This window comes from Lysinibacillus sp. CNPSo 3705, from assembly GCF_028674935.1.
Lineage (GTDB): Bacteria > Bacillota > Bacilli > Bacillales_A > Planococcaceae > Lysinibacillus.
Genome location: NZ_JAQZSD010000003.1, coordinates 84,465 through 109,678 on the forward strand (window position 1 = coordinate 84,465; position 25,214 = coordinate 109,678).

Genomic DNA, 25,214 nt, shown 5'->3' on the forward strand with positions numbered 1-25,214 from the left:
TCTTTTAATTAGAATGGAAAAATAAAAAAGAGCCCTCCTTGAAGAAGAGGACTCTTGTGCAAAGCAACTAAAGTAAGTCTTCTCATCTTTCAAGGCAGAATTTTGCCAATTGGAATTAGCACCATACCTCTATAGGGCTGGTTGCTGAGACTTCATAGGGCCAATCCCTCCGTCTCTCTTGATAAGAAAAAATGCGATATAAGAATTTTCAGAAATAATGTGTACAAACACTTTAGCATATTTTTTTATAGTTTACAAGCTTGATAGGGATACAAGGTTAAAATTCATAAAGATGCTAAAGGTAAAAAAAGAGGCCCTCTTCAAAGGGCCAACTCTTCACCAACCTAAAATTAGTGTTAGCTTACAACAGCTACTTTCCGTAAATGTTATACGAAATCCATCTGGTGTATAGGTAGTATCGAATTTTACAGTAATGCCTGTTGAAGCAATTAACTTTTCAACTTCTGTTTTATTTGATTGTTGTGCTGCGTTCATAAGATCATGTGCAAATTGCTCAGATTCATCAATTTTATCCGTAAGTAATTGTGCTTGCTGCATAATAACCTTAATCCGATTCGCGGAAGTCTTTAATTTCTTTGTATTGACGATTGGAAATGGACTTCTATTCATTGGGGGTGTCGGCATTGCTAGATGATGGGAAGGGTGTTGATTTGTTGGTTGATTTGCCATTACCCATGCCGGATAGTAATGAGGATAGACAAAAAACGGATAAGGATTGTAATACAACTAAATTCCTCCTATCCTATAGCTGATACAGTATCTTATGTACAATATAGACTTTCTGTGTTAACAGCTGATGCTTTCAAGCCCTTTTGGGAATTGGTTCACGGCATTAGAATTTTTTAAGGCTTATTTCGACGATACGTTCCTTAACAAAAAGGAAGCCTTGTGTATGGTTAAGGCTTCCTTTCGTTATTGTTATTCTAGGGAAATCTATTGTTTATTTCTATCGAAGTGTAACGTTAGGAAGGTAGTAACTGCAGCAATCATCACCATTACGAATCCATATATAGGGGTATGAGCTAATGATTGGAGGTTAACAATCATTCCTCCAATGTATGATCCTAGAAAAATACCAATGTTAAAGGCCGAAATATTTAATGCTGAAGCCATTGAAATAGCCGATGGTGTATATTTTTCTGAAAGCTGAACGGCATAAAGCTGTAATCCTGGTACATTCATAAACATAAATAGCCCCATCATAAAGACCATTATTAATCCTATGATGGATGATTCTAAAAAGAAGTTGATGCCGAGTAGTGCTATTGCTAATCCTATAAAGATCATAAAGATAGAGCGTAAAGGGTTATTATTCGCAAAATGACCACCTAATGTATTACCAATGGCAACACAAATACCGTATACAACTAAGATCACGACAATTGCCTTTGGTGAGTAGCCCATATACTGCTCTAAAATAGGAGAAACATAGGTGTATACGACGAATGCGCCACCATACCCAATTGCAGTAATAAAGAGGATTAATAACATTCGAATATTCCCTAAAACTTTACCAATATCTAAAATCGATATTGGATTACCTTTCGATAAGTGACTTGGCACAAGCAGGGCATTACTAATTAATCCAATAATACCTATGATAACTATGAAAATAAACGACATTCGCCAATCAGTTACTTGTCCAATAAAAGTTCCTAGTGGGACACCAGTCACAGTTGCTAATGTTAGTCCTGTAAACATAAAAGCTATTGCACTTGCTCGTTTATTTGGTGCTACAACATCTGCAGCTATCACAGAGGCAATGGACATAAACACGCCATGTGCCAATGCTGAAATAACACGCCCAGTTAGTAGTAATGAAAATGAGGGTGCTAAGGCTGCAAGTAAATTACCGATAATAAACAGCGCCATAACGAGCAGTAACACATTTTTGCGACTAAGGCGCGATGTTAATGCTGTTAAAAGCGGTGCACCAATCGTTACACCTAGTGCATATATGGATACGGTTAAACCTGCAGTACTTAATGTTATATTAAAATCTTTTGTAATTAATGGTAGCAGTCCGATGCTTATAAATTCTGTAGAGCCGATACCAAATGCACTGATGGCAAGTGCAAGCAATGTGAATTTAGCATTTGGCGCTTTTGTAGCTTTCATTCTATTACTATCTCCTTTGATTTTTTGTATAGTGTATAGTAATATTCATACATGCCAGAAAGTTACGTAGGGTACTTTTAGTTACTTTTGAATATTACAGGAGGTTTACAATGAAAAAAGTTTATAATATTGGTGTCGAAGCCACTCTTGAAGTAATTGGGGGTAAATGGAAACCTATTATTCTTTGTCATCTTAACCACCATGGTCAGATTCGTACGAATGAATTTCGCCGATTGATTCCAGGCATTTCTCAAAAAATGCTAACAAGCCAATTACGTGAGTTAGAGCAGTCTGGATTAATTAATCGTAAGGTTTTCAATCAAGTACCGCCAAAAGTTGAATATTCGTTAACACCTTATGGTCAAGAGATGGACCCTGTGCTGAACATCCTTTGCACTTGGGGTGAAAAACATATCGAAATGCTACAAGATAAAGGTGAAGATGTACTGTTAATGCAACGTGACGAAGATATCGCAATAAAGCATACATCTTAAATAGATTGGAAAGAGACTGTCTGAAAAGTTTTCTATACTAAGAAAATAAGACAGTCTCTTTTATGTTTACAAGCTATCGTTTACATGACAAAATCAAACTCATCTGGGTTTGGTCCAACACGTTGATCTAGATTCATAGCGTTAATGATTGCCATCTCTTCATTAGTTAAATGGAAATCAAAAATATCAGCGTTTTGAATCATACGTTCTTTGCGCACAGATTTTGGGATTGTGACGATACCATGTTGAATATCCCAGCGCAAGATAACTTGAGGATTTGATTTCCCGTATTTTTCTGCTATTTTTGAAATAGTCTCATTATCAAGAAGTCCACCTTGCATTAATGGTGCCCAAGCTTCCAGTTGTATATTGTGCTCTTCACAGAATGAACGTAGCTCCGTTTGTTGTAATCGTGGATGTAGTTCCACTTGGTTAATAACGGGTTTGATACGAGCTGTTTTCAGAAGATCTTGTAAGTGTGATACATGGAAATTACATACCCCAATAGCTTTTATTTTCCCTTGCCCGTATAAATCTTCGAGTGCTCTCCAAGCTTCTGCAAATTTATTTTTACCTGGCCAATGAATAAGATAAAGGTCTAAATAATCTAGCCCTAATTTTTCTAAGCTATCCTCGTAAGCTGCGATTGTCTCTTCATAGCTCAGACCATCGTTCCAGACTTTAGATGTAATAAATAAATCTTCACGTTGTAAACCAGTAGATGCTAGCGCCTGTCTAATACCTTCACCAACCCCGGCCTCATTGCCATAAATAGCAGCAGTATCGATACTACGGTAACCGATCTCGATAGCATTTTTCACCATTTCCGCTGTAGCTTCATTTTCTACTTTAAATACGCCTAAACCCATTCCTGGCATTTGTAAGCCATTATTTAATGTGATTGTATCTTGTAAATGATTGATCATCTTTTTGTCCTCCGATTTTTGTTAGTACTTTGGTTGCTTTCTTATTATGCTTTCATGCCATAGCAAAAAAAAGTACGCACTTTTTGGTTTCATAGAAACGTGGAGGTAACTTTTGTGGAATATCAATGGTTCGCGGTAAGAAATTTTTATTAGGTCAAGTGGTTCAGCCTCTGTGTTATTTACAAATAATGGTATATTACCGAATATACAGTTTGTGGAAGGGGATTCAATGCTTGAAATAGAATAAGTAATTAATACTTTTAAAAAGGAGAGAGTGGGATGAATCGTTTAAATTTAATCACGTTGGGTGTAAAGGATATGATAAAGTCACTTAGTTTTTATCGTGAGGGTCTGGGATTTGAAGTGATGGTTTATGGTGAAGAAACAAACCCGGATGTTATTTTCTTTAATAATGGGGGGACAAAAATTTCCCTGTTTCCGATTGATCGTTTAGTAAAAGATATTAACGAAGCAAATCCACCTGTGATAGGAGATAGCTTTAACGGAATTACCCTCGCTTATAATGGAAAATCTAAAGAAGAGGTAGACCAAGTATTTGATTTAGCTAAAAAGGCAGGAGCTAAAATCGTCAAGGAGCCAGAAACAGTATTCTGGGGTGGCTATAGTGGCTATTTCCAAGATCCAAACGGCTATTATTGGGAAGTTGCCTATGGGGACATGTGGCAGTTTGATGATAATGATATGTTGATTATTACTAATAATTAAAGTTATAGACGTATTTGGGAAATCCAAATACGTTTTTTATGTTAGCTTGTTTTATGCAAGGCATAATTGATAGTTATCGCTCAACTTTTTAATGTTATCGATCCTACCTAACCCTATGATGTTCGAGCTTTTATTAAATGAATCTCTCACTTTACGTACAACGATTGAGTACAAATCTATGAAATCGTATAATACAGAATAACATTTATTTCTAAAATCTAGCTTAGATTGGGAGGACTACCATTGTATCGCATATTGTACATAGAAGACGAAAAAGAGATTGGTCAATGGGTTACAAAGGATTTAACAGAAAGAGGATATGAGGTTACATGGCTTGAATCTGGTGAAGGGATCGATCAGCACATGGCATCTAAGGATATTGCTATATTGGATGTAATGCTACCAGGCTTAGATGGCTTTTCGATTGGCAAAAGAATTAAGCGAGAAAATAAAGAAATCCCGATTTTAATGCTGTCAGCTCGAACTGCTGTAGAGGATAAAATAGAGGGACTTAACTTCGCAGATGATTATTTGACGAAGCCATTTCATCCAGATGAACTTATAGCCCGTGTAGAGGTTTTACTAAGAAGATATCAAAAGAATGATGATGTGTTAGATCTTCAGCATCTAAAAATTTATACGAAAGATATGCGGATTATCAATAAGCAGACCGATGAAGAAATTCAATTAACAGGTAAGCAGTTCTATTTATTACAGTATTTTATTCGCCACTTAAATCAAATTTTAACGAAGGAACAGCTTTATGAAGGTGTTTGGGGTGAAAGTTACATAGAAGGCGATAAAACATTAATGGTGCATATTCGATACTTAAGAGAAAAAATAGAAATTAATCCAGCCAAACCGACGATTATCGAAACTATTCGAGGTATTGGATATAGGGTGAAGCTATGAAATTTTTTCGATCATTATTAGCAAAGTATATGTTGATTATTTTTTTAGCCATCTCTATTGTTCAATTATCATACTTTGCTATTGCCGCTTTTATGTTTGGAATAGGAAAAACTGATTTTTCAAGTGTAGTTCTCAGAGAAAGCGAAGTAGAGGAAAAATGGCTTGTAGAAGCTAAAAATATAAAAAATGTCAATGAGGAAACCATTGCTCAACATTTTAAAAATTGGGAGGATCAGTACCCTAAATCATCCATGTTCTGGGTAAGTGAGGACGGTACATTACTTACAACATTAAATGTGACAGAGCAATTACCATTAAAATGGACGCCAGCATTTACGACAAAATTTATAAAAGAGCATTATGGGGAAGATCCGTTTACAGTTATAGCTTTTTTAGGACAGGACGAATCAAATGGGTTTATCGTTTTTGAGATTCCTAGAGAGGTTTTTAATCCACCGCTTAAAAATGTTTATGAACAGTATGGGAACCTTTTGATTGTTGGCGTTTTTGTCATTATTTTATTTTTCATTGCAATATCCTTTTTATTCTTCAGAGGGATTCGAAAACGACTATTGCACCTTCAGGAAGCGATGGAAATTCGTGATGTAGACGGCTTACCTATTGCAACGAAGGTCAAGAAGAAGGATGAAATTGGTCAGCTTGAACAAAGTTTTAATCGCATGGTATGTGAGCTTAGGGAAAGTAAGAATCGTGAACAGAAGGAAGAACAGCTAAGACGCGAATTGATTGCTAATTTATCACATGATTTACGCACACCATTAACGAAAATACGGGCACAATCATATTCAGTTAGCAAAGAGGTAATATCAGAGAATGGAAAACAAGCGATTAAGGCAATGGAAACATCGATTGTTAATATCGACGCGTTAATAGAAAACTTAATGTCTTATACATTGCTGACCGCTAGTAAATATAAATTTGAGGCGAAAGAAATCAACGTTATACGTTTTGTGCGTGAGCAAATGACTACATGGTATCCAGTGTTTGAAAAGGAAGGCTTTGAAATCAATATTGAGCTACAGCCATTTGAGAAAAATGAATGGCAAATTGACCCGATTTGGCTTGGACGTATATTTGATAATTTATTTCAAAATATATTACGTCATGCGAGCAGCGGGAAATATATTGGCGTCGAAACCGAATCAACGGAGCGCTATGATGCATTTATTATAAAGGATCACGGAAATGGAATGAAAAATGAATCCAATGCGAAAGGAGCCGGTATCGGCTTATCGATTGTTGATATTATGGTGAAGGGCATGGATTTAGATTGGGCTATTGAGTCAAGCGAATCCGGCACACAGATTAAAATTAAACATTACAAATAGAATTTTTCATGAAGCATGCTAAGACATGCTTCTAATTGTTCAAACAGTATGCCAGCAAAGCTTAGGGCATGCTGTTTTTTGTTTCCTGAGCTATTTAAATAACGTATGTCATGCGAATTAGTTGATTGGAGAGTAGTTGGAGCGAGCAAAGCGAGCGAAGTGGCTCATCGAACGCCCCCAGCCGGAACAGAAATCAACCCACGTTACGATAAAGTATCTTTTTTAAACAAAATTTAACCTTGGACCTTACCTGTTTTTAACCTTCATTTCTTATGATAATTACAGAGGTGAGGACAATGGAATATATCGTACAAACAGAAAACTTATCAAAAAGCTTTGCTAAAGAGCAAGCTGTATCAAATATTAATTTAAAAATACGTAAAGGTGAAATATATGGGTTTTTAGGACCGAATGGAGCAGGAAAAACTACAACGATTCGTATGCTTCTAGGTCTAATGAAGCCATCTTCTGGGACAATCAAAATCTTCCAAAAAGATTTAAAGAAGGAACGAATTAATATTTTAGCAAAGGTTGGTTCATTAGTAGAGAACCCTTCCTATTATCCACATTTAACGGCCTATGAAAATTTAGAAGCATTAAGAAAAATTTTAGGTGTACCGAAGTCACGCATCGATGAAGTATTAGAAATTGTTCGTTTGAAGGATGCTGCAAATAAAAAAGTAAAAGGCTTTTCTCTTGGGATGAAGCAACGTTTAGGTATTGCTGCATCATTGTTACATAACCCTGAATTACTTATTTTAGATGAACCAACGAATGGACTTGATCCATCTGGTATTATCGAAATTCGTAATTTGATTAAACGACTTCCTAAAGAATATGGCATGACAATTATTATTTCGAGCCATCTATTATCTGAAATAGATCAAATGGCAACGCAAGTGGGCATTGTGACAAAGGGGAAAATGATTTTCCAAGATTCAATTGAAGCAATGCGTAGATTTGCTCAGCCAAAGGTAGTCATTAAAGTGAGCTATAGTGAAAAGGGCTGGCGTTCACTAGTTGCAAATGGTATTAAAGCAGAGCATAAGGATGACCTCATTTTATTCGATGAATGCTCAGATGAAAAAGTAGCACATATTGTACAAATCCTTGTACAAGAAGGTATTTCGGTTTATCGAGTAGAGGAAGAAAAACGATCTTTAGAGGAGATTTTCCTTCAAATGACAACAGGAGAGCAAGCGCTATGATAGGAAAACTATTAACTTCTGACTTTTTGAAAATTAAACGCAAAGGATTATGGTTTTTAACAGCTTTAGGACCAATCGGAGTTGTTGCCATGCAAATGGTGAATTACGGTATAAGGAAGGACTATTTGTTAGAGCAAAGCGAGGACGATTGGGGCTACTACTTATCAAATGTTCATGCATTTACCCCACTTGCTATCGTTTTAGGGATTGCTATTTTAACTTCATTTATAGCGAGCATTGAAAATGAAACCAATGCGTGGAAGCAACTAATTGCACTGCCTGTTTCTAAATTAACAGTGTATTTATCAAAATTCACTGTTCTAGCAATTTTATTGTTTATGTCTTCTACGATTTTAATGCTATTGTCAATGGCTTATGGAGTGTTTTTAGATTTAGGTGACAGCATACCATATGCGGAAATTGCTAAATTTGCTTATTATCCATTTTTTGCTTCGTTGCCAATATTGGCACTTCAGCTTTGGATTGCAAGCGTTTGTCATAATCAGGGGATACCCATTACAGTAGGTATTTTTGGTGTGATTTTTGCTTATTCGTCATTTGTATTGCCTGACTGGATGATTTGGAAATGGCCATCGTTAATGAATCAATGGGATGAGCCCATTATTAATGTCATGCTTGGAGTAGGCATAGGTATTTTACTGTATATTATCGGAATGATAGATTTTGCAAGAAGGGATGTAAAGTAATGGGGTCTATACTGAGCGCTGAATGGTTTAAATTACGCAAATCTAAAATGGTGCCATTAATTTTTGCGGGGCCTATAATCGGGCTTTTTATCGGATTAACATCAAATTTTAGTGACATGTCAAATTCTGGGGTTAATGAATGGTATAGCTCATTAATTTCTATGAATTTATTGTATGCATTATTATTTCTACCTTTAATTTCAGGAGTATTTGCGAGTCTTATTTGTCGATATGAACATCAATCTGGTGGCTGGAAACAACTTTTAGCACTACCTGTGACAAGAGGGAAAGTGTTTGTTGCAAAGTATGTCTTAATTATGCTTCTTGTGATGGCGATGCAAATACTATATTTATGTTCTATATATATAGTGGGTATTATGAAAGGCTACTCAGATCCTTTCCCAATGGAAATTGTATGGAAAAGTATTCTTGGCGGATGGCTAGCGACAATGCCATTAGTAGCGTTGCAGCTATGGACATCCATCATGTTTAAAAGTTTTGCTGCTCCATTTGCAGTAAACGTTACTTTTACTTTACCGTCTATATTAGCAGTCAATTCTGCACGTTTTGGCCCTTACTATCCATGGGGACAGCCCTTCTTGATGATGAATATAGGTGGCAATACAGGTGATGTATTCTTCGTGCCTTGGGATCAATTATTAACAGTTGTAGGAGGAGGATTCGTACTGTTTTTCCTTGGAGGATATTTATATTTCCAACGAAAAGCTGTATAAAATGAATGGGGATTTACTTGGGATCCCCATTTATTATTATTCCTCACCATTCTGGAAACTTTTAAGGGAGATTTTTAAAAATGGTATTTGTTAAAAAGAGTTTTTTATTCATTTCAGCATTATTTCTTTTGGTATCTCTAGCGGGCTGTGGAAAGGGAGAAGCTATTAAGGATGCTGCAAAATATACATCAGCGATTGAAGATATCGATATTCCAAATGACGTGAAAGTAATAGGTTTTGGAGAAGCAACACATGGAAATGTTGAATTCCAAACATTAAAGAAGGATGTATTTCAGGCTCTTATTAAAAATGAAAATGTTCGTGTTTTTGTATTAGAAGGTGACTTCGGTGGTGCTCAGCAAATTAATCAATTTATTTTAAATGGTACTGGCACAGCTGAGGAAGCGGTAAAAGCGTTGGATTATGGTATTTATAAAACAGAGCAAATGATTGAGTTTGTTCAGTGGATGCATGATTATAACATGGCTGCAGATGAGAAGGATAAAATTTATTTTTACGGAAACGATATGCAACGCTATGACGATAGTAAAAAAGGATTATTAAACTATTACGAAGTGGTTAATAGCGAAGGTGCTAAGAAATATAAGGCACAGTTAAAAGATGTGACGAATAAAACAATGAGAGATTTATCAGCTAGTGAGCTACAGGAGCTCGATAAAAATATTGATGCAATCATAAAAGATTTACACTCTAATAAAGATTCTTATGAAAAGCAATCATCGAAAGAAGCTTATTTATTTGCTGTTCAATATGCACAAATCATCAAGCAACGCACGCAATTATTTTTAAATGACAGCAATTATATGAGTCTTCGTGATGAGTATTTAGCGAAAAACTTGCAATGGATCGTTGATTTTGAAGCGGCTCAAGGTCATGATAAAGTACTAATGTCTGCTCATAATGGGCATATAGAGAAAACTTCAGCGAATACGGCAGGATACAAATCTATGGGTCAACATTTAGACGAAGTGTATAACGATGCGTACTTTGCTATTGGAACTGACTTTGTAAACAATACGTTTCAGGCACAAAATGGGTCTGGCGAAAGAAAAGATCATACAATTGAGCATCATAATGCATTACTAGATGCTTTCAGCGAAGTGAAGGAAAATATATTCTATGTAGACTTTAAAAAAGCTAATGAATCTCAGGATTTAGCTGACATCTTAGCAAAAAAACAAAGAATGGGTAATATCGGAGATGACTTTAGCTTTTGGTACAAGTTCACACAGATGCTTTATACAATTAAAATGACACCAATTGAGGCATATGACGGCATTATAATTGTTCAAGAAGCAACGCCAACAAAGGTTATTGAATAGTGTGGAGAAAAACTATTATGACAATGAAATTAAAGGATGATCTATGGCAAAATGAGGTTTAGATAATGTATATTTCCGTTTCCTAACACCTTCTATAACTAAGTATTGAATACCTCAATTATGTTAATGATAAAAAAGAGGAGGTGTGGAAACGATGGCACAAGAAATTCTTTGTGAAGTCAATAACTGTACATTTTGGAACTCTGGAAACAGATGTGGTGCAGAAAAAATCTATGTTGTAAGTCAAAAGGGACAGCAGGCGTCTAATAGTGAGGAAACAGATTGTAAGACATTTAATCCTGAAAAGCATTAAATCTAAAGGGTAACCATATTAATGGTTACCCTTTTCCCATATTTTTATAAATAGACCTCATTTTTTTCCTTGTTAAATAAGAGCGCATGAGCGTTTTTTACTTTTTCCTCTACATAATCTAAGGAATACTGTCCATAGGAATCGGTTAAATCGCCAATTGCACGAGATAAATTATCAATAACAGGAATCATCGTTTCTGAGTGAGTAAGTTTTTCACCTTTATTCATTTTATCAGTAATTTCATGAGCAAGATGTTGAATCTTTCTTAGTCGCAATTTTTCAGATTGCATGGAATCCTCCTTATTGAACAAAATAATGATGCTTAAATATATGTCAAACAGTATGATTTCATGAATGGCTCTGGCAGGCGTTTAAAAGCTTAGATCCGACTCAAAAGTGTTCGGGTCCCCATTAAAACTACTAAAGCGGAGAAGATTGGTGATGCGTCAAACAAATTGGAGCTAATTAGCAATGGAGGTATAATTACTGTAAAATAAAAACTTATAATCTGTGAGGTAAATGTTAAGACGAGAACTTATTCAAAAGTAGCGGATATTATCCTAGGTTTGCATATGAAATTTTTGTACAGACAGATTATGAGCTAGCTAGAAAAAGGGGAGCAAAGCGGGAGATGATTGCATTCGGAAGCTATGAAAAAGCAGAGGAAATGTTTTTGAACAGGTATCACGCAGCATCGAACCTTTAATTAAAGGAGCATATTCCTCAGGGAAAATGCAGATATTGTGATTACTAAATGATGTAGGTTCTCCATATTTTCTTCAGGAGGTTTATATGGTTAAACATATTTATGTCATTAGACATTGCGAAGCTAAGGGACAGTCACCGGATGCTTCTTTAACAGAACAGGGCTTTCTTCAGGCCGAAGTTTTAGCCGAGTTTTTCGCTGACAAAAAAATTGATCGAATTATTACTAGTCCCTTTTTACGAGCAATTCAAACTATAGAACCACTGAGTAAGAGGGGAAATATAACTGTTGAAATTGACGAACGCCTTTCAGAACGTATATTAAGCACGAGTGATTTGCTCGATTGGTATGAGAAACTTCGAGCAACTTTTACCGATATGGAGTTAAAGTTTGAGGGTGGAGAGTCAAGTAATGAAGCGATGGAGCGTATCGTTAACGCTGTTGAGGAAACTTTCAAAAGTGAGTCCGAACATACCATTATCGTTAGTCATGGAAATATCATAACCTTACTGTTAAAAAATTATCATAATGATGTAGACTTTCAATTTTGGACTCAATTAAAAAATCCAGATGTTTTTAGGCTAAGTATTAAGGATCATGAAATGACTCTAGAACATATATGGGAATGACGAAAATTTAGGTGGATATCCTTCCTATTTAATAAAAGTTGGATGTCATTAGTTAAAACGTATTCGTGTGCTAAGTTGATTGCCGTTCCAACTGGACGCCCCACATTATGCAGATGAGCTAAATATTTTGTGATAAAAGGAAGCGAGGAAGAAAGATGGATAGGTTATTGCAAGATATCGTTACTTGGATTAAAAAGGAAGATAGATCAATTGTTATTGGTATTTCAGGACATGGTGCAGCAGGAAAAACAACATTTGCTAATAAACTTATCAACTGTTTAAACCAAAGTGAAGTGAATTATATGAATACAGACCCGTATATTGTTAGTTCGGATATACGCAAGCATTCAATTATCAACTATAATTTTCGAAACGAACAGCATCATTTTAAAATGACCGCTTGCCATCCAGCGGCACATCATTTACCTTCTTTGGAAAGGGATATTCAGATGGTTAGAGAAGGTCTGGATTTATTGACAATTGATACGCATTATATGAAAAGTGCATTAATTTCTTCAAAAACTAACATAACCATTGTTGAGGGAATGAGTGTAGCATTTATTAATCCGAAATTATTTGATTTGAAAATCTACTTTTATACAGATGGTGAGACGGAATTAAAAAGAAGGTCGAGTCGTGATGTAATGGAAAGGGGAGCTGATATTAATTATTTAAAGCACTCCCATGAAGAACGTCGAATCCAATATGAATTGTTTATGCATTCGTATAGTGAGCATTTTGATATCATTTTTAAAACTTTTGATGAAACAGTACGTCTAGAAAAAAATACATTTAAATTTTAACTATAGTTAAAGCCTTCATGTTTCCAGGCAGAAGACTCAATATTGAATTTCATGTTCAGAAGATTCTATTTAGGACAGGCGAACTTTCATGTTCCTCAATAATTCCGATGTGAGATAGGATTGGTAAATGTATCGTCTCAAAAGGCTTATGTTTTTTACTTTTTGAGTTTTTTTAATAATCTATCATGTAATTTTGTAAATAGCAGTAAAGTCAAAATTGTTCCAAGGAATGCCGAAAGCATGTCCCATTGTGCATCCCAGCGATCGCCCTGCATACCTAAAAAATCTTTGGCCCCTTTACTTCCTTTTGAAATTCTTGTACTGAGCCATTCAATAATTTCATAGAGAGCAGCAATAGCAAGCATAATGCTTATTGTTATGCCCGTTAGCCAAGCACCTTTTACTAGTGGTGTTTTTCGTATTAATATTTCTCTTATGACAATGGCCATCAAACCTTTTAAGAAATGCCCAAATCGGTCGTAGTCATTGCGTTTTAAGTAAAACTCTTCTTTAATCCAGTTGAAAAGTGGAACCTCCGAATAAGTATAGTGCCCACCAATAAATGTTAAAATAGACAAAAGGGCAATGATAAAATAAGAAAACGTTGTAAAGCGAAACTTGTTATAAATAGCGATTACAATAATAATGGCAACGACAGCAGGACTTACTTCTGCGACCCAGTCCAAATAGGATGCTGGTTTTATGACAGACCACACGAAAATGATAAGTACTATTAACAACAAAATTACATGTATTTTCCGATGTTTATCTTTTTTCAAAACGAACACTCCTTTTGTCTAAAGTATAGGGATATAGTAAATAGCTTATACACCTTTACATAAGACAGGAGTAAAAAAGCGCCTAGTCATATTGCACTGACGCTTTGTAAAAAATTTTTATACCATTTTTAATAACGCCTCTACCCCAGACATTCCTTCCGTAATACCAAGCTGATGCGCTTCATATGTCACGGATTCTAATGGAGCCGTCAATAGCTCATCAATTGTTTTCACACCAACTGCTCGACCAGCAATAATTTTGCGGTCTGCTAAACGATCATTTAATAGTCCAACATCTAAAGCTCCACACATAATGTAGCCCGTATCATTTGAAATTGTCAGCAGGGTTGTTTTTGGTAGTTGAACAATTATCGCAGTGAAAAAATTGCCTTTAATCATAATAGGCTCAATTGTTACCATCCGAAATCACTCCTTTTCTCTATATACATATGGCAATAGATAAAAAGGTGTTCGACATTTTCACTAAAAATTATTTGTTACCTAAAATAAAACGAACGGCGAATGTGTTATGTGAGAAGATATATTCTTAGTAAGTTTGTTGATTTCCGTTTCGACTACTCTTGGGGATTACGTCACAGACTGGAGTTTTTGTACGAAAGCGCCAAGGTTGGAACAGGAATCAATACCTCGATTGACATATAGTTTTTCCAACAAAATGAAGAAAAGAATCAACCCGTTTCATAAGAGTTGATTCTTTAAAATTATTTAGTATAAGAAAGCATAGCAGTTTGCTTGAAATTTTTTAATGCAACCGTTGCCTCGTTTTTAGTTTTATACTCGAACATACGGTAAGTATTTTGTTCAAAAACTGTAATAATCCACATAATGAAAGATCCCCTTTGTTGGTTTTTTTTGTGCTATAACAGATGATGAAATAATTGATTTTATCTCTTGTTGTTATATATCAGTCGTGTCTTTCATTCATTTTACATCAATTAGTGAAAAAAGAAAGTACATTATGAGTGTTTTCACATTTCGTTCAAAATATGATAGGGAATTTAATTTGTAAGAGGGGAAAACAGCCAAACCTTCACAAGTATAATTCAATGTAATTCGTAAATAGTAAGTTGACGGAGTTATGTGAATTTGAACTTGGGAGGTGATGCTTATGACACGTAAATATGTATTGGTTTTATCCCTTTGTTTTTTAATCATATCGGTATTTTTTACAGAGCTGACAACTTATGCGGATAAAGGTCGACCTTATTATGAGGAGACAGGGGAAGTTGTTTGGGATATTAACACAAAAGACAAAATAATTGCTCTTACCTTTGACGATGGACCTCATCCTAAATATACAGCAGCTATTTTAGATTTATTGGCAAAGTATGATGCAAAGGCTACGTTTTTTATTATTGGGAAAAATGCAGAAAAATATCCAGACCTTGTTTTACGATCTTATTCTGAAGGGCATGAGCTGGCCAATCATACGTATTCACATCCGTTTAAAGCTTCCGTAGCTGAATTACAGGCACAACTACGTAAGACAAAGGAAATAATTTATGGTATTACTGGATTTGCACCAGTTTTGTTTCGTCCTGTAGGCGGTTACTATAATGATCAAATGATCAATTCCGCTGTTAAGGATGGATATAAAGTAGTTATGTGGTCTTGGCATCAGGATACTCAAGATTGGAAACAGCCAGGGGTTAACAAAATTGTCCAAAAAGTGATGAAGGGGTCGAAGCCTGGAGATGTTATTTTGTTTCATGATGGAGGCGGCGATCGAACGCAGACCATTAAGGCACTGGAAAAAATCTTACCAGAACTTAAAAAACAAGGTTATACTTTTGTCACAATATCCGAGTTGATTAAAAGCAAACAGCAACAAGAGCAAGTGCAATAAGAAAAATAAGCCATCTCAGAGATTGAAATGGCTTATTTTTTTCTTCTGTCATACGCAGCGGATAGGTATTATTTACAATTTCGATATTACCAAAATAATAGTGGTGCTAGTGCAATCCCGGCAACCGCTCCAAGTGCGATTCCAACGCCAAAACCTGCTCCTCCAAAACCCCAACCCCAATAACCTAAACCATAACCGCCAAATCGTCTATCAGGTAGAATCCATACCTGTCTTCTATCCACCCTAGTTATTTCTCCGTAATGTACTCTGCCACATGTTTCTGTAATTCTTACACGTTTGCCATGATATTGACGACAAAGATTATAAGTATCAGCTGGATTCACAAACTATCCCTCCTTTCTACTTCCTTACAAGCTAATATATGCGGTTGCAATCATTATCACTAGCCGATTGTCTACTTCGAACATAAGCTATAGTAAGGAGGGAATGTATGTCAGTAATACCAACAGATGAGTGGCTCAATGAATTAATAGCTAGTCAAAGGCTTAATGATAGTAAAAATCTTGAGGACTTACAACGCTCTATTCTTTGCGATCGTTTAGTAGAGATTTTTATTGGTGGGTCTCCAGATGAAATACAATTTGAACTACAGCAACAGGGGCTGTTTAAATCACATGAAAAAATAGACATTAACAAGTTGAAAAAACAAAACGTTTGGGAAGTAGTACAGACGGAATTTATATATTTAAAAGAGAGATGGAGCGGACCAACTATACCAATCTATATCTTTCCAATCACACAAGAGCAAACGATTACGAATAAAAACGGCGTTGCCTATCCAAATGCTTTGTTTTTATATATTGGAGAGCTTGAAAAGCAGGAGCTTAAAGCGTTATTTGCGCATGAGTATAATCACGTTTGTCGTCTGCAATATTTAAATAAACCTCTGGATAAGGTGACGTTGTTAGATTCTTTAATTTTAGAGGGATTAGCAGAATGTGCAGTGGAGGAGATTTACGGTGATAGATGGTTAGCGCCATGGTTGAGTTCCTACTCAGTAGATAAAATGCTAGAAATTTGGAAGGAACATTTTTTACCTCATATCAATATACAAGGGTTAAATAACCATGCTGAATTTTTATATGGCGGAAAGCTTCCTCAATGGATAGGGTATTGCATTGGTTATGAAATAGTAAGGTCATATATTAGAAATCATTCAGCCAATAGCCTACATGTAAAAAGCTCAAAAGAACTACTTACTGGATCTGATTTTCCATTATAAGACGATATCTATATAAAAATAGCCAGTTGCCGATTCACCACTCGACAACTGGTCCTTTTTTTCATTATAACGGGTGGTGATTTTCTTCCGGCTAGGCGCTTTGTTGCTGCCGCTACGCTTTCGCACAGAAAAACATTTGTTGCTGCCGCTACGCTTTCGCACAGAAAAACATTTGCAGCTGCCGCTTCGCTGCAGGGTCTTCTAATCCCCAAGGAGTCGCTTCAACCACACATAGCATACGTTTTAAAAATATCAGCTCCAACAATCGATGATGAGCTAGATAGCGATAATTCCTATTGCTACAGCAATGAATAGTAAAGTAATGCTCAATCCCCACATCCAGAAGAAAGAGTATTTTAAGTGTTTTCCCATTTCTAACCCTGATAAGCCTAAAGCTAACCAAACAGCAGGGGCAAGTGGCGATACAAATGTACCTACAATATTACCAATAATCATTGCATAGGCAGTTGAAAGAGAATCAATATCGAAAGATAAGCCAATTTGTTCAACTACAGGGAATAAAGCGAAATAATATGCATCCGTACTTAATAATAAATCAAATGGTACCCCTAAAACCCCGATAATGATATGTAAATAAGATGATAGGGCAGATGGTAGAATGTGTACGGCGTTGTTGGCAATTGCAGTTAACATCCCAGTACCATTCAGGATGCCTAAAAATAATCCGGCGGCAATAATGATAGACGCCATCGTTAAGGCATTCGGTGCATGTGCTCGTACACGTTCCATCTGCTCTTTAGGAGAACGATAGTTGATTGGTAAGGCGATGGCCACGCCAATTAAAAAGGCTAATCCTGCTGGTAAAATACCTGCAACTAAAATTCCGATAACAAGAACCGTAACAATAGCATTAATCCACAATAGTTTTGGTCGTTGTAAGCTTGTGTCTACTTCTGATGAAACAACACCTTGTGTAATAGCAAGATCATCATTTGTGAAGTCAAGGGTACCGTATTGTTTTAGAATACGGCGCTTTTCTCTAAAACCAAGGAACACCGCTAAAGCTATCATTAACAAGACACCAATGATTTGGATAGTAATTAAAGGATACCAAAGTTCAGTGACATCCGTCTTTAAAACTGAAGCAACACGCCCTAATGGACCACCCCAAGGAATCATATTTATAACTGCTGCCGCTCCCCCAACTAATAACAGCAATAAATATGGATTCATGCGTAAACGTAAATATAATGGCAATAATGCTGGGATTGTAATTAAAAATGTTGAAGCACCAGAGCCATCTAGTTGCGCTACTACAGCAATTATTACTGTTATTACTGCAACAACAATAATGTTTCCTTTTGAAAGCGCAATCATTTTATTGATCAATGGTTCGAATAATCCAACATCCTGCATAATACCAAAGAAAATAATCGCAAAAATAAACATAACAGCTACGTTCATCACAGAGCTTAATCCAGAACTAAAGAATTCTCCTAATTCATCAAAATTAAAGCCAGCTATAAATGCTGCCACGATAGGTGGTATTACCATTGCGACAAGTGGTGATACACGACCACTAATAAGTAGAGCGACAATAATAATAATGGTTAAAAATCCGATTATACTTAAACTCAAAAATATTCCCTCCCTTTGTGAAACCATTCAGATTATTTAAAAAATATCATAGTACCAAAGAGAGGAAAACAATATAGTCATATGTTAAATAAAGAATATAATATTAGTTTTGTTCATAAGTTTCATGATATACATATTTTCGTTCAGGTCTTCCGACGGTGCCGTAAATCAATTTTGTCTGTAAAAACTGTTCGCCAACTAAGTATTCTAAATAACGGCGGGCTGTTGAACGACTTGAACCGATGAGTTCGCTTAATTGTGAGGCTGTAAGCTCCTGGGTTTTGAGATCTTCGAAAATGCTTTTAACAATTTGTAATGTGTGAAAATCTATCCCTTTTACAAACGTTTCTTCAACTATTATTTTATTGCTAGATTCCCTATAAAATAATGAATCAAGATCCTTTTGAGTGACATTTTTGCTATTTTGAAATAAATGATGTTCCTGTAAATATTTCTGAAAGGCTCTTTGAAGTCGAAGCTCTTCAAAGGGTTTTATTAAGTAATCTGAGATTCCTAAGTCTACTATATCCTTTATTAAACTTATTTCCGTCGCTGCTGAGATTACGATAATTTTTATAGATGGATAAAGATGGCGTATATGGCTTACTAATGAGCTCCCTTCAACATCTGGAATATACAAATCGGTTAATACAATTTCTGGTAAAATAGAGGTCGTCTTTAGCTTTTCAATCGTTTCTTTTCCTGTACGTAAATTTTCAGTAACGATAAATCCGTTTATATTATGAACATAATCTGCGTGAATTTTTGCTACTCTAAAGTCATCTTCAATAATCCATACACTTTTTGATATTGTCATTCTCCACGTCTCCTTTAGGAACTATTATTAAAAAACATGCTCCTGATAAATCACCTGAATCCAATAAAATATCTCCATTTATCTCCTGAAGGGCTTTTTTGCTTATAGCTAGTCCATGTCCGCGATCTAACCCTTCTTTAGTGGATACACCTTTTGTAAAAATTTTATCGTAAATAGTATTATCAATACCCGGGCCATTATCTTGAATCTCAAATAAGTAATGGTTTTTATAATTGTTGATAGATAGTTGAATTACTTTATTTGAGGATTCCCAGCTTTTTAAAGTTTCAATAGCATTCTGAAGTACATTACCAAGAGCTGTTAAAATAGCGTTTTCTTGCTGTTTGGATAATTCGATTGAGGAAGAAATGTCATTTAGCTCGAGTTTGATGCCTAGTTCTGCGGCTTCTGCAATTTTCCCCTGTATTAATGCAAGTAGAAGAGGGGTTGTTACATTACTATTTAAAAAAGCTTGATTTTTAAGTTGTATGTTTCGTTCTTCTTTAATAAATTCAATCGCTTCGTTGTAATGCTTATGAACAAGCAAACCTAAAATGATATGGAGCTTATTAGCAAATTCATGAGTATATGCTCGTTGAACATTTGCATATTGCTTCATCTGTTTTAATTCATCAATGATTTTTTGAATATCTACTTTTTTTCTAAAGGTGTATAATGAACCAATTTTCCTTTTCTTTTCAACTAAAGGCGTTTTATTTAAAATGATAATATGCTCATCAAGTGGTAGCTCTAAATTATAAATGTTTTTCTCTGCAACAATTTTAGGCGTAAAAATATGTTCAATCTTTGCACCCATCCAATCTGATAGAGACTTATTATGAGCGGAATCTAACATTTCGTAAGCACTGCTATTAATAGTCGTAATTTGATTAAACTGATCGACAGCTATTATACCCTCGGCTGTTGTTTCTAAAATGACCTTGTTTTGTTGATATAATTTAGCGATTTGAATAGGTTCCATATTAAACAATAATTTTTTAATATAAATGGAAATAGCTATTGCACCTAATATGCCTATTAAAAGAATAATTAACGTGTATTTAATCCATTTGTGCATATAGCTTTCGATGATCGTGTCGATATTTTCTGTTAAAAAACCGACAGATACAACACCAATAATTTTATTGTCTATTATGATGGGAGCTTTACCACGAATAGATTCGCCTAATGACCCCATGGTTTTAGAAATATAAGCTTGTCTATCTAGCAATGCGGCATCATTGTCTCCACCAACCATTTTCTCTCCAATTTTATCTTTTATAGGATGTGAATAACGAATTCCTTGAGAATTTCCAACGACAATAAATGCTGCGTCAGTTTCTTTTCTTAAAGGCTCGACAATTGGTTGAATAATTTCACTTGGATTTTCTTTATCAAATGCTGCTGTGATTTCTTCCATAGATGCGAGAGTTTTAGCAATATTTAATGCTTCCGCTCCCATCTGTTTTTCTGTCGTATCCCGGATATGCTCTTGCAATAGATACATGAACATTCCACATATTAAAAGGATTAGGATACTTATTAAAAAAATCATTCTAACTGTAAGAGATCGGAACCAATTTCTCATATTTCACCTCTATGTAGTTTGATACTCGTAACTGCTACCTTTACGGAAAAATAAAAATATCTCAAAAATAGCGCATTTGTCTGATGATTAGTCTATCATAAATAGCCAATAAATAGAGGAGGACCCTCAAGCTTGATCTACTGTAGGATAGTGGGAAAACAAGATGATTTGGGCTCATCAGCAAAAGATGTGGATGACATTTGTTAAAACGTATCTGTGTAAATAAGTTGATTGGAGTGAAAGTAATGTCGAATGAACTTAAAAATGTATTACCACCAATTATTGATTTATCAACGAAGGTGTTAATCGTTGGCTCAATGCCAGGAAAGCAATCATTAGAGAAGCAACAATATTATGGAAACCCACGTAATCACTTTTGGCCGATTATTGGGGGAATAATAGGGATGGATGTACCTCAGGAGTATGGACAAAGATTAAAATGGCTAAAGGATCATCATATTGGTCTCTGGGATACAATAGAATCGTGTGAGCGTAAAGGGAGCTTAGATGCGGCCATTCGTAATGAAAAACCGAATGATTTTAAAACCCTTTTCGAGCACTATCCTAATATTGAGTTAGTGCTCTTTAATGGCGCAAAATTATTCGAAATTTTTAAAAAGCATATTGGCCTTGAAGTTTTAGATGGTCGAGCATATCAAAAAATGCCTTCGACTAGTCCAATACCAGGTAAAAATATTAAATCCTTTGAAGAAAAGCTGGAGGATTGGCGAGTGATGGATTCTTTTTTGCCTAGATAATGACATGACAAAAAATCCCCGCTGATTTTGACGGAGAGGTTTATAATAGGGCATTACGGCCAAAGTTAGTAAGATTCTACGGCGCAATAATAGAATTTAAAATGAAGGTACGACTTTTTTTGGAAAACATACCTTGTAAATACGAATACGGTTTAGAACGACTGAATACAAAGCTAATGGGCAATTTGCTCAACGGTTATTAGCCCTTTTACATATATTGAATTATGTAAAGGGAGGGGTTTATCATGTACAATCCATATGAAGAAATTGTGCCACTGCCAGAACCCGGTTTCGAACCATCATTTGGACTTCCTGGTTTTAGACCACCACCATCGTTCGGCCCGCCTAGTTTTGGTCCATCACCGCCGTTTGGCCCGCCTAGTTTTGGTCCATCACCGCCGTTTGGCCCGCCAGGTTTCGGCCCGCCGCCATCATTTGGACCACCTAGTTTTGGCCCGCCACCAGCAGGTCAAATGCCTCTTGGTCCACCGCCTAGCTTTGTGCCATCACTGCCACCTTTTGGAATAGGTACAAGTGGTATTCAAGCTTGCTTATTTAGAAATACGTATATATGGATGTTTAATGGAGCAGGCTTTTGGTTCTTCCTAACTGCTGTAGGAAGAGAGTTTATTGCAGGGTTCCGTTGGAGTAACAGAAGTGGTTGGCGCTTCCAAACTATTGCAAGAAGAAATATTCGCTCGTATGAATGTTCGAGATGGTAATTAGGCGTATTAACTAGCAATATATATGAAATAAAGATGTCATTAATAGGGGAATTTTTATATGCTATTCAGAAAGCGAGTAGCTTAAAACGTAAATCACCTAAAATGTCTGCATTGACCATTTTATTTTTCAACAATAATAAACCTCCTAAAGCATGTGTTTTTCTGCTTAGGAGGTTTATTCGTAATTCTGTTTACATTTTCTCTACGTCATCCACAAGCTGCGTATACGCTGCAAACCTATTGTGCCATTCTTCCATTGGAAATTCGTCATGTACAGTTCCGTTTAATAAATCTGAGAGCATATCTAAGCATATATGCCAACCGGCTAAATCTTTAGGTGTATGCTCAGTTAGCTCGCTAATCGATTCAAGTAATATTAATATGGAGCCGCTGCTAGTAGGGGAGAGCTCAAACCTTACTGTATCTTTGCCCCACTCAAACTCGAGTACACTTTTCTCGGTATAGTCAGTAATTGCTATTTCCTTATAAGCATTTGTTCCATCATTCATATTAAAATGGATTATGCCGTTCTTTCGAAGATCAATGATTTCTAAATTATTCATCCATTTTTGAAGCTTTTCATTCTCCGTTAATACTGCCCAAACGGCATCAACTGAATGTGACAGTGGTCGCTTAAATTTTACGATATAGTGATGTTGTTGTTGTTGAATAGTAGCAAGCATGGATACCCTCCTTGTTTATTTTATTTCATCATAAACTGTTTGAAATAGTCATGTCATGTCTTCTTCAATTTTATTCTCGTTAAGTAGTAGAATTTCAATTAATATTAGTTAAGAAAGGAGGAATTACCATGCCATATCAAGCTTTAGACAACTATATTGCAGCGACAAATTCCCATGATTTTAATAACGTAAAGGCAATTTTGCATCCACAAGCGGTGTATTGGTTTTCGGATAAAACATGCATAACACTAGAAGAAATAGGAGCTTATTTCAATAATGCATGGGATGTGATAAAGGAAGAAGTTTATTCGGCCGCCGATGTTCAGTGGCTTACGGTTGATGAACAATCAGCTACCTGTATTTATACATACCATTATGAAGGCTATCATAACGGGAAATTTGTATCAGGTAGCGGTAGAGCAACGAATATTTTTACGGTCTTAAACAATGAATGGAAGTTAATTCATGAACATTTAAGCAGTTAAATTATTTTTATTGCTACTTGAATAAGGAGTAATGAAATGATGATTATTAAGAGGATTTTAGCTATTTTTATCGGAATTTTCGGTAGAATGAAAAGTCCGAGCTGAGAGCCGATAATGGAGCCTATTGCCATCGCCATTGCATAATGCCATTGAATAAAGCCTCTTTGGTAAAAAACGATAAATGCCCCTGTGCAGCTCCCGAAAATAAGGACGCGTGTGAGCTGTACAGCCTTTATATAGGAGTAATGGTTACGTAAAAAGTGCAGTATGCTGAAGGTTGAAGAGCCAGGTCCAAAGCCGCCATCATAAACCGCTATTAAAAATGGCTGCCATAATTTATTGCTGTGTTTAGTGTCATTTTCTTCTGAGATAACAGTCCATTTTTTATTTTTCAGCGTTATAAATAAGGCGAAGATAAGGAGTATACATGCAATAATATTCATTGTTTTTTCTGAGATGGATACGGTTAGGAGTGCTCCACAAACGCCTCCAGCAATAGCTACAGCAACATATTTCATAATAGATACTAGACGAAGCTCTTTATGATAAAGAAGATAAAAGATGCTCGACAACGCTGCAACGCCCGATGAAAATTTATTCGTAGCAATGCCTGTTTGAATAGGTATACCAACAAGCATCATAGCAGGGATCGTAATTAGCCCAGCCCCTCCAGCAAGTGTACCGATAAAAGCAGCAATAATTCCAATACCGACGAGCGTCAGTGAAAGCTTTGTATAAAAAAGACTCATTACAATGGCAAACATCACAATCAAAATAAAAGTTTTTTTCATAAGCGTCTCCTTTAGCGTTATTAGTTAAAGGGTACTGATAAATAATTTATAAATCTAATATATTATTTTTTATTTTATATAAATGTAATTTATACAAAATAATACTTCTTCTTGAAATACAGTCCCCTTAAAGCGCCGATTTCTTCTCATGGGCCCTGCTTAGCCCTATGAAATTGAGTTATAAATAGTTTGGGTCAATCGCTGATGCAGGTCATGATATTTTCGTGAAGCATCTAAGGGTATTGCCCCCCAAATATGAACATGGGTTGAGAATCATAATAATTATGAATTCAGAGGTGAAAGAAACTGATAAAAACAGAACAAGAGCTAAAAAGCTTAATTGCCGCAGATAACTGGATGATGAACATTTTAAAAACTGTAGAAAAGTTACAATTACCTGATTCATGGGTATGTGCAGGATTTATTCGATCAAAGGTGTGGGATTATTTGCATGAAAAAGAAGATAGAACACCATTAGCCGATATTGATGTGATATATTTTGATAAAGTAAATCTTTCCGAGAACTATGAAAAGCAGCATGAACAAGAATTGACGAAGTATTTACCGAATGAGCCTTGGTCAGTGAAAAATCAAGCAAGGATGCATGTAGTAAATAATAGAACACCTTATCAGTCATCTATAGATGGCATGGCACATTTTCCAGAAACCCCGACAGCTATTGGTGTGAGACTTACGAATGGAATACTTGAGATAGCTGCACCACACGGTATCAAACACTTAGTTTCTGGAACTGTCGCTCCTACACAATATTTTCAAAAAGACTCTCCGATGCATGACGTTTATAAAACAGAATTCATAACAAACAGTGGAAATCAATTTGGCCGAAACTACAGATTTTCTACTAAAATGAAGCGAAGGAGCTAAGGGAA

Annotated in this window: 30 protein-coding genes and 1 riboswitch; of the genes, 17 read left to right on the forward strand and 13 right to left on the reverse strand. The window is 35.7% G+C overall.

Annotated elements, in window-relative coordinates; all coding sequences use genetic code 11:
- Window positions 1-79: 79 nt before the first annotated feature.
- Window positions 80-188: riboswitch (SAM riboswitch) on the reverse strand.
- A gap of 148 nt (window positions 189-336) precedes the next feature.
- Both PVA17_RS02050 and PVA17_RS02055 read right to left on the reverse strand, forming a co-directional pair.
- Window positions 337-747 (reverse strand): YuzC family spore coat inner layer protein, encoded by a 411-nt coding sequence (locus PVA17_RS02050; RefSeq protein WP_132361290.1) that lies wholly within the window; start codon window positions 745-747, stop codon window positions 337-339.
- Window positions 748-954: 207 nt separating this feature from the next.
- The gene (locus PVA17_RS02055; RefSeq protein WP_132361291.1) at window positions 955-2,139 is read right to left on the reverse strand and encodes an MFS transporter; all 1,185 of its coding nucleotides are present in this window, start codon (window positions 2,137-2,139) and stop codon (window positions 955-957) included.
- A 110-nt stretch (window positions 2,140-2,249) separates the two neighbouring features.
- Here PVA17_RS02055 and PVA17_RS02060 point away from each other — a divergent pair, with 110 nt between their 5' ends.
- The gene (locus PVA17_RS02060) at window positions 2,250-2,633 is read left to right on the forward strand and encodes a winged helix-turn-helix transcriptional regulator (protein ID WP_132361292.1); all 384 of its coding nucleotides are present in this window, start codon (window positions 2,250-2,252) and stop codon (window positions 2,631-2,633) included.
- A gap of 80 nt (window positions 2,634-2,713) precedes the next feature.
- On the opposite strand, the gene PVA17_RS02065 is transcribed toward PVA17_RS02060, so the two are convergent.
- On the reverse strand, window positions 2,714-3,559 hold the full coding sequence (locus PVA17_RS02065; RefSeq protein ID WP_132361293.1) for an aldo/keto reductase: 846 nt from the start codon (window positions 3,557-3,559) through the stop codon (window positions 2,714-2,716).
- 279 nt (window positions 3,560-3,838) lie between these two features.
- Between PVA17_RS02065 and PVA17_RS02070 the strand changes: the two genes are divergently transcribed.
- From PVA17_RS02070 to PVA17_RS02105, 8 genes are all read left to right on the forward strand, one after another.
- Complete coding sequence (locus tag PVA17_RS02070; RefSeq protein WP_274066731.1) at window positions 3,839-4,285, forward strand: VOC family protein; 447 nt, start codon at window positions 3,839-3,841, stop codon at window positions 4,283-4,285.
- A 243-nt stretch (window positions 4,286-4,528) separates the two neighbouring features.
- Window positions 4,529-5,197, forward strand: coding sequence for a response regulator transcription factor (locus tag PVA17_RS02075; protein WP_274066732.1), 669 nt, complete (start codon window positions 4,529-4,531; stop codon window positions 5,195-5,197).
- Window positions 5,194-6,546, forward strand: a complete 1,353-nt coding sequence (locus tag PVA17_RS02080; RefSeq protein WP_274066733.1) for a sensor histidine kinase — start codon at window positions 5,194-5,196, stop codon at window positions 6,544-6,546. The genes PVA17_RS02075 and PVA17_RS02080 overlap by 4 nt, the downstream gene beginning before the upstream one ends.
- Before the next feature lie 296 nt (window positions 6,547-6,842).
- The gene (locus tag PVA17_RS02085; RefSeq protein WP_274066734.1) at window positions 6,843-7,754 is read left to right on the forward strand and encodes an ABC transporter ATP-binding protein; all 912 of its coding nucleotides are present in this window, start codon (window positions 6,843-6,845) and stop codon (window positions 7,752-7,754) included.
- A complete protein-coding gene (locus PVA17_RS02090) occupies window positions 7,751-8,461 on the forward strand; it encodes an ABC transporter permease (RefSeq protein ID WP_274066735.1) in 711 nt (236 codons plus the stop codon). The genes PVA17_RS02085 and PVA17_RS02090 overlap by 4 nt, the downstream gene beginning before the upstream one ends.
- On the forward strand, window positions 8,461-9,195 hold the full coding sequence (locus tag PVA17_RS02095; RefSeq protein WP_274066736.1) for an ABC transporter permease: 735 nt from the start codon (window positions 8,461-8,463) through the stop codon (window positions 9,193-9,195). The genes PVA17_RS02090 and PVA17_RS02095 overlap by 1 nt, the downstream gene beginning before the upstream one ends.
- A gap of 80 nt (window positions 9,196-9,275) precedes the next feature.
- Window positions 9,276-10,538 carry an erythromycin esterase family protein gene (locus tag PVA17_RS02100; RefSeq protein ID WP_132361305.1) on the forward strand — a complete coding sequence of 421 codons (1,263 nt, stop codon included), beginning with the start codon at window positions 9,276-9,278 and terminating at the stop codon, window positions 10,536-10,538.
- A 154-nt stretch (window positions 10,539-10,692) separates the two neighbouring features.
- Window positions 10,693-10,851 carry a DUF1540 domain-containing protein gene (locus PVA17_RS02105; RefSeq protein WP_132361307.1) on the forward strand — a complete coding sequence of 53 codons (159 nt, stop codon included), beginning with the start codon at window positions 10,693-10,695 and terminating at the stop codon, window positions 10,849-10,851.
- Window positions 10,852-10,895: 44 nt separating this feature from the next.
- On the opposite strand, the gene PVA17_RS02110 is transcribed toward PVA17_RS02105, so the two are convergent.
- Complete coding sequence (locus PVA17_RS02110) at window positions 10,896-11,141, reverse strand: group-specific protein (protein WP_132361309.1); 246 nt, start codon at window positions 11,139-11,141, stop codon at window positions 10,896-10,898.
- A 502-nt stretch (window positions 11,142-11,643) separates the two neighbouring features.
- On the opposite strand from PVA17_RS02110, the gene PVA17_RS02115 reads away from it, so the two are divergent.
- Window positions 11,644-12,186 carry a histidine phosphatase family protein gene (locus PVA17_RS02115; protein WP_274066737.1) on the forward strand — a complete coding sequence of 181 codons (543 nt, stop codon included), beginning with the start codon at window positions 11,644-11,646 and terminating at the stop codon, window positions 12,184-12,186.
- Between the two features lie 155 nt (window positions 12,187-12,341).
- Window positions 12,342-12,989 carry a uridine kinase family protein gene (locus PVA17_RS02120; RefSeq protein WP_132361313.1) on the forward strand — a complete coding sequence of 216 codons (648 nt, stop codon included), beginning with the start codon at window positions 12,342-12,344 and terminating at the stop codon, window positions 12,987-12,989.
- Between the two features lie 155 nt (window positions 12,990-13,144).
- On the opposite strand, the gene PVA17_RS02125 is transcribed toward PVA17_RS02120, so the two are convergent.
- The 3 genes from PVA17_RS02125 to PVA17_RS02135 form a co-directional block, all read right to left on the reverse strand.
- Window positions 13,145-13,768, reverse strand: a complete 624-nt coding sequence (locus PVA17_RS02125) for a DUF2238 domain-containing protein (protein ID WP_274066738.1) — start codon at window positions 13,766-13,768, stop codon at window positions 13,145-13,147.
- A 117-nt stretch (window positions 13,769-13,885) separates the two neighbouring features.
- Window positions 13,886-14,188, reverse strand: coding sequence for a YunC family protein (locus tag PVA17_RS02130; protein WP_132361317.1), 303 nt, complete (start codon window positions 14,186-14,188; stop codon window positions 13,886-13,888).
- 302 nt (window positions 14,189-14,490) lie between these two features.
- Window positions 14,491-14,613, reverse strand: coding sequence for a hypothetical protein (locus PVA17_RS02135; RefSeq protein WP_256469487.1), 123 nt, complete (start codon window positions 14,611-14,613; stop codon window positions 14,491-14,493).
- Window positions 14,614-14,897: 284 nt separating this feature from the next.
- On the opposite strand from PVA17_RS02135, the gene PVA17_RS02140 reads away from it, so the two are divergent.
- The gene (locus PVA17_RS02140) at window positions 14,898-15,635 is read left to right on the forward strand and encodes a polysaccharide deacetylase family protein (protein WP_132361319.1); all 738 of its coding nucleotides are present in this window, start codon (window positions 14,898-14,900) and stop codon (window positions 15,633-15,635) included.
- Window positions 15,636-15,721: 86 nt separating this feature from the next.
- On the opposite strand, the gene PVA17_RS02145 is transcribed toward PVA17_RS02140, so the two are convergent.
- Complete coding sequence (locus PVA17_RS02145; RefSeq protein WP_132361321.1) at window positions 15,722-15,979, reverse strand: hypothetical protein; 258 nt, start codon at window positions 15,977-15,979, stop codon at window positions 15,722-15,724.
- 107 nt (window positions 15,980-16,086) lie between these two features.
- On the opposite strand from PVA17_RS02145, the gene PVA17_RS02150 reads away from it, so the two are divergent.
- The gene (locus PVA17_RS02150; RefSeq protein ID WP_132361323.1) at window positions 16,087-16,878 is read left to right on the forward strand and encodes a DUF2268 domain-containing putative Zn-dependent protease; all 792 of its coding nucleotides are present in this window, start codon (window positions 16,087-16,089) and stop codon (window positions 16,876-16,878) included.
- 276 nt (window positions 16,879-17,154) lie between these two features.
- Here the strand turns inward: PVA17_RS02150 and PVA17_RS02155 are convergent, their stop codons facing one another.
- The 3 genes from PVA17_RS02155 to PVA17_RS02165 form a co-directional block, all read right to left on the reverse strand.
- Complete coding sequence (locus PVA17_RS02155) at window positions 17,155-18,477, reverse strand: CitMHS family transporter (RefSeq protein WP_274066739.1); 1,323 nt, start codon at window positions 18,475-18,477, stop codon at window positions 17,155-17,157.
- Window positions 18,478-18,580: 103 nt separating this feature from the next.
- Entirely contained in the window at window positions 18,581-19,294 is a 714-nt protein-coding gene (locus tag PVA17_RS02160; protein ID WP_132361327.1) for a response regulator, read from the reverse strand.
- The gene (locus tag PVA17_RS02165) at window positions 19,263-20,801 is read right to left on the reverse strand and encodes an ATP-binding protein (protein ID WP_274066740.1); all 1,539 of its coding nucleotides are present in this window, start codon (window positions 20,799-20,801) and stop codon (window positions 19,263-19,265) included. Before PVA17_RS02165 ends, PVA17_RS02160 begins: the two co-directional genes overlap by 32 nt.
- 326 nt (window positions 20,802-21,127) lie before the next feature.
- Here PVA17_RS02165 and PVA17_RS02170 point away from each other — a divergent pair, with 326 nt between their 5' ends.
- Both PVA17_RS02170 and PVA17_RS02175 read left to right on the forward strand, forming a co-directional pair.
- Window positions 21,128-21,640 (forward strand): DNA-deoxyinosine glycosylase, encoded by a 513-nt coding sequence (locus PVA17_RS02170; protein WP_274066741.1) that lies wholly within the window; start codon window positions 21,128-21,130, stop codon window positions 21,638-21,640.
- A 245-nt stretch (window positions 21,641-21,885) separates the two neighbouring features.
- A complete protein-coding gene (locus PVA17_RS02175) occupies window positions 21,886-22,362 on the forward strand; it encodes a hypothetical protein (protein WP_274066742.1) in 477 nt (158 codons plus the stop codon).
- Window positions 22,363-22,556: 194 nt separating this feature from the next.
- Here PVA17_RS02175 and PVA17_RS02180 read toward each other — a convergent pair whose 3' ends face one another.
- On the reverse strand, window positions 22,557-23,048 hold the full coding sequence (locus PVA17_RS02180) for an SRPBCC family protein (protein WP_132361335.1): 492 nt from the start codon (window positions 23,046-23,048) through the stop codon (window positions 22,557-22,559).
- Between the two features lie 128 nt (window positions 23,049-23,176).
- Here PVA17_RS02180 and PVA17_RS02185 point away from each other — a divergent pair, with 128 nt between their 5' ends.
- Entirely contained in the window at window positions 23,177-23,533 is a 357-nt protein-coding gene (locus PVA17_RS02185) for a YybH family protein (protein ID WP_274066743.1), read from the forward strand.
- On the opposite strand, the gene PVA17_RS02190 is transcribed toward PVA17_RS02185, so the two are convergent.
- On the reverse strand, window positions 23,530-24,282 hold the full coding sequence (locus PVA17_RS02190; RefSeq protein ID WP_274066757.1) for a sulfite exporter TauE/SafE family protein: 753 nt from the start codon (window positions 24,280-24,282) through the stop codon (window positions 23,530-23,532). The two genes, PVA17_RS02185 and PVA17_RS02190, sit on opposite strands and share 4 nt — an antisense overlap.
- A 399-nt stretch (window positions 24,283-24,681) precedes the next feature.
- On the opposite strand from PVA17_RS02190, the gene PVA17_RS02195 reads away from it, so the two are divergent.
- The gene (locus PVA17_RS02195; protein WP_337993586.1) at window positions 24,682-25,209 is read left to right on the forward strand and encodes a nucleotidyltransferase family protein; all 528 of its coding nucleotides are present in this window, start codon (window positions 24,682-24,684) and stop codon (window positions 25,207-25,209) included.
- The last annotated feature ends 5 nt before the right edge of the window (window positions 25,210-25,214 follow it).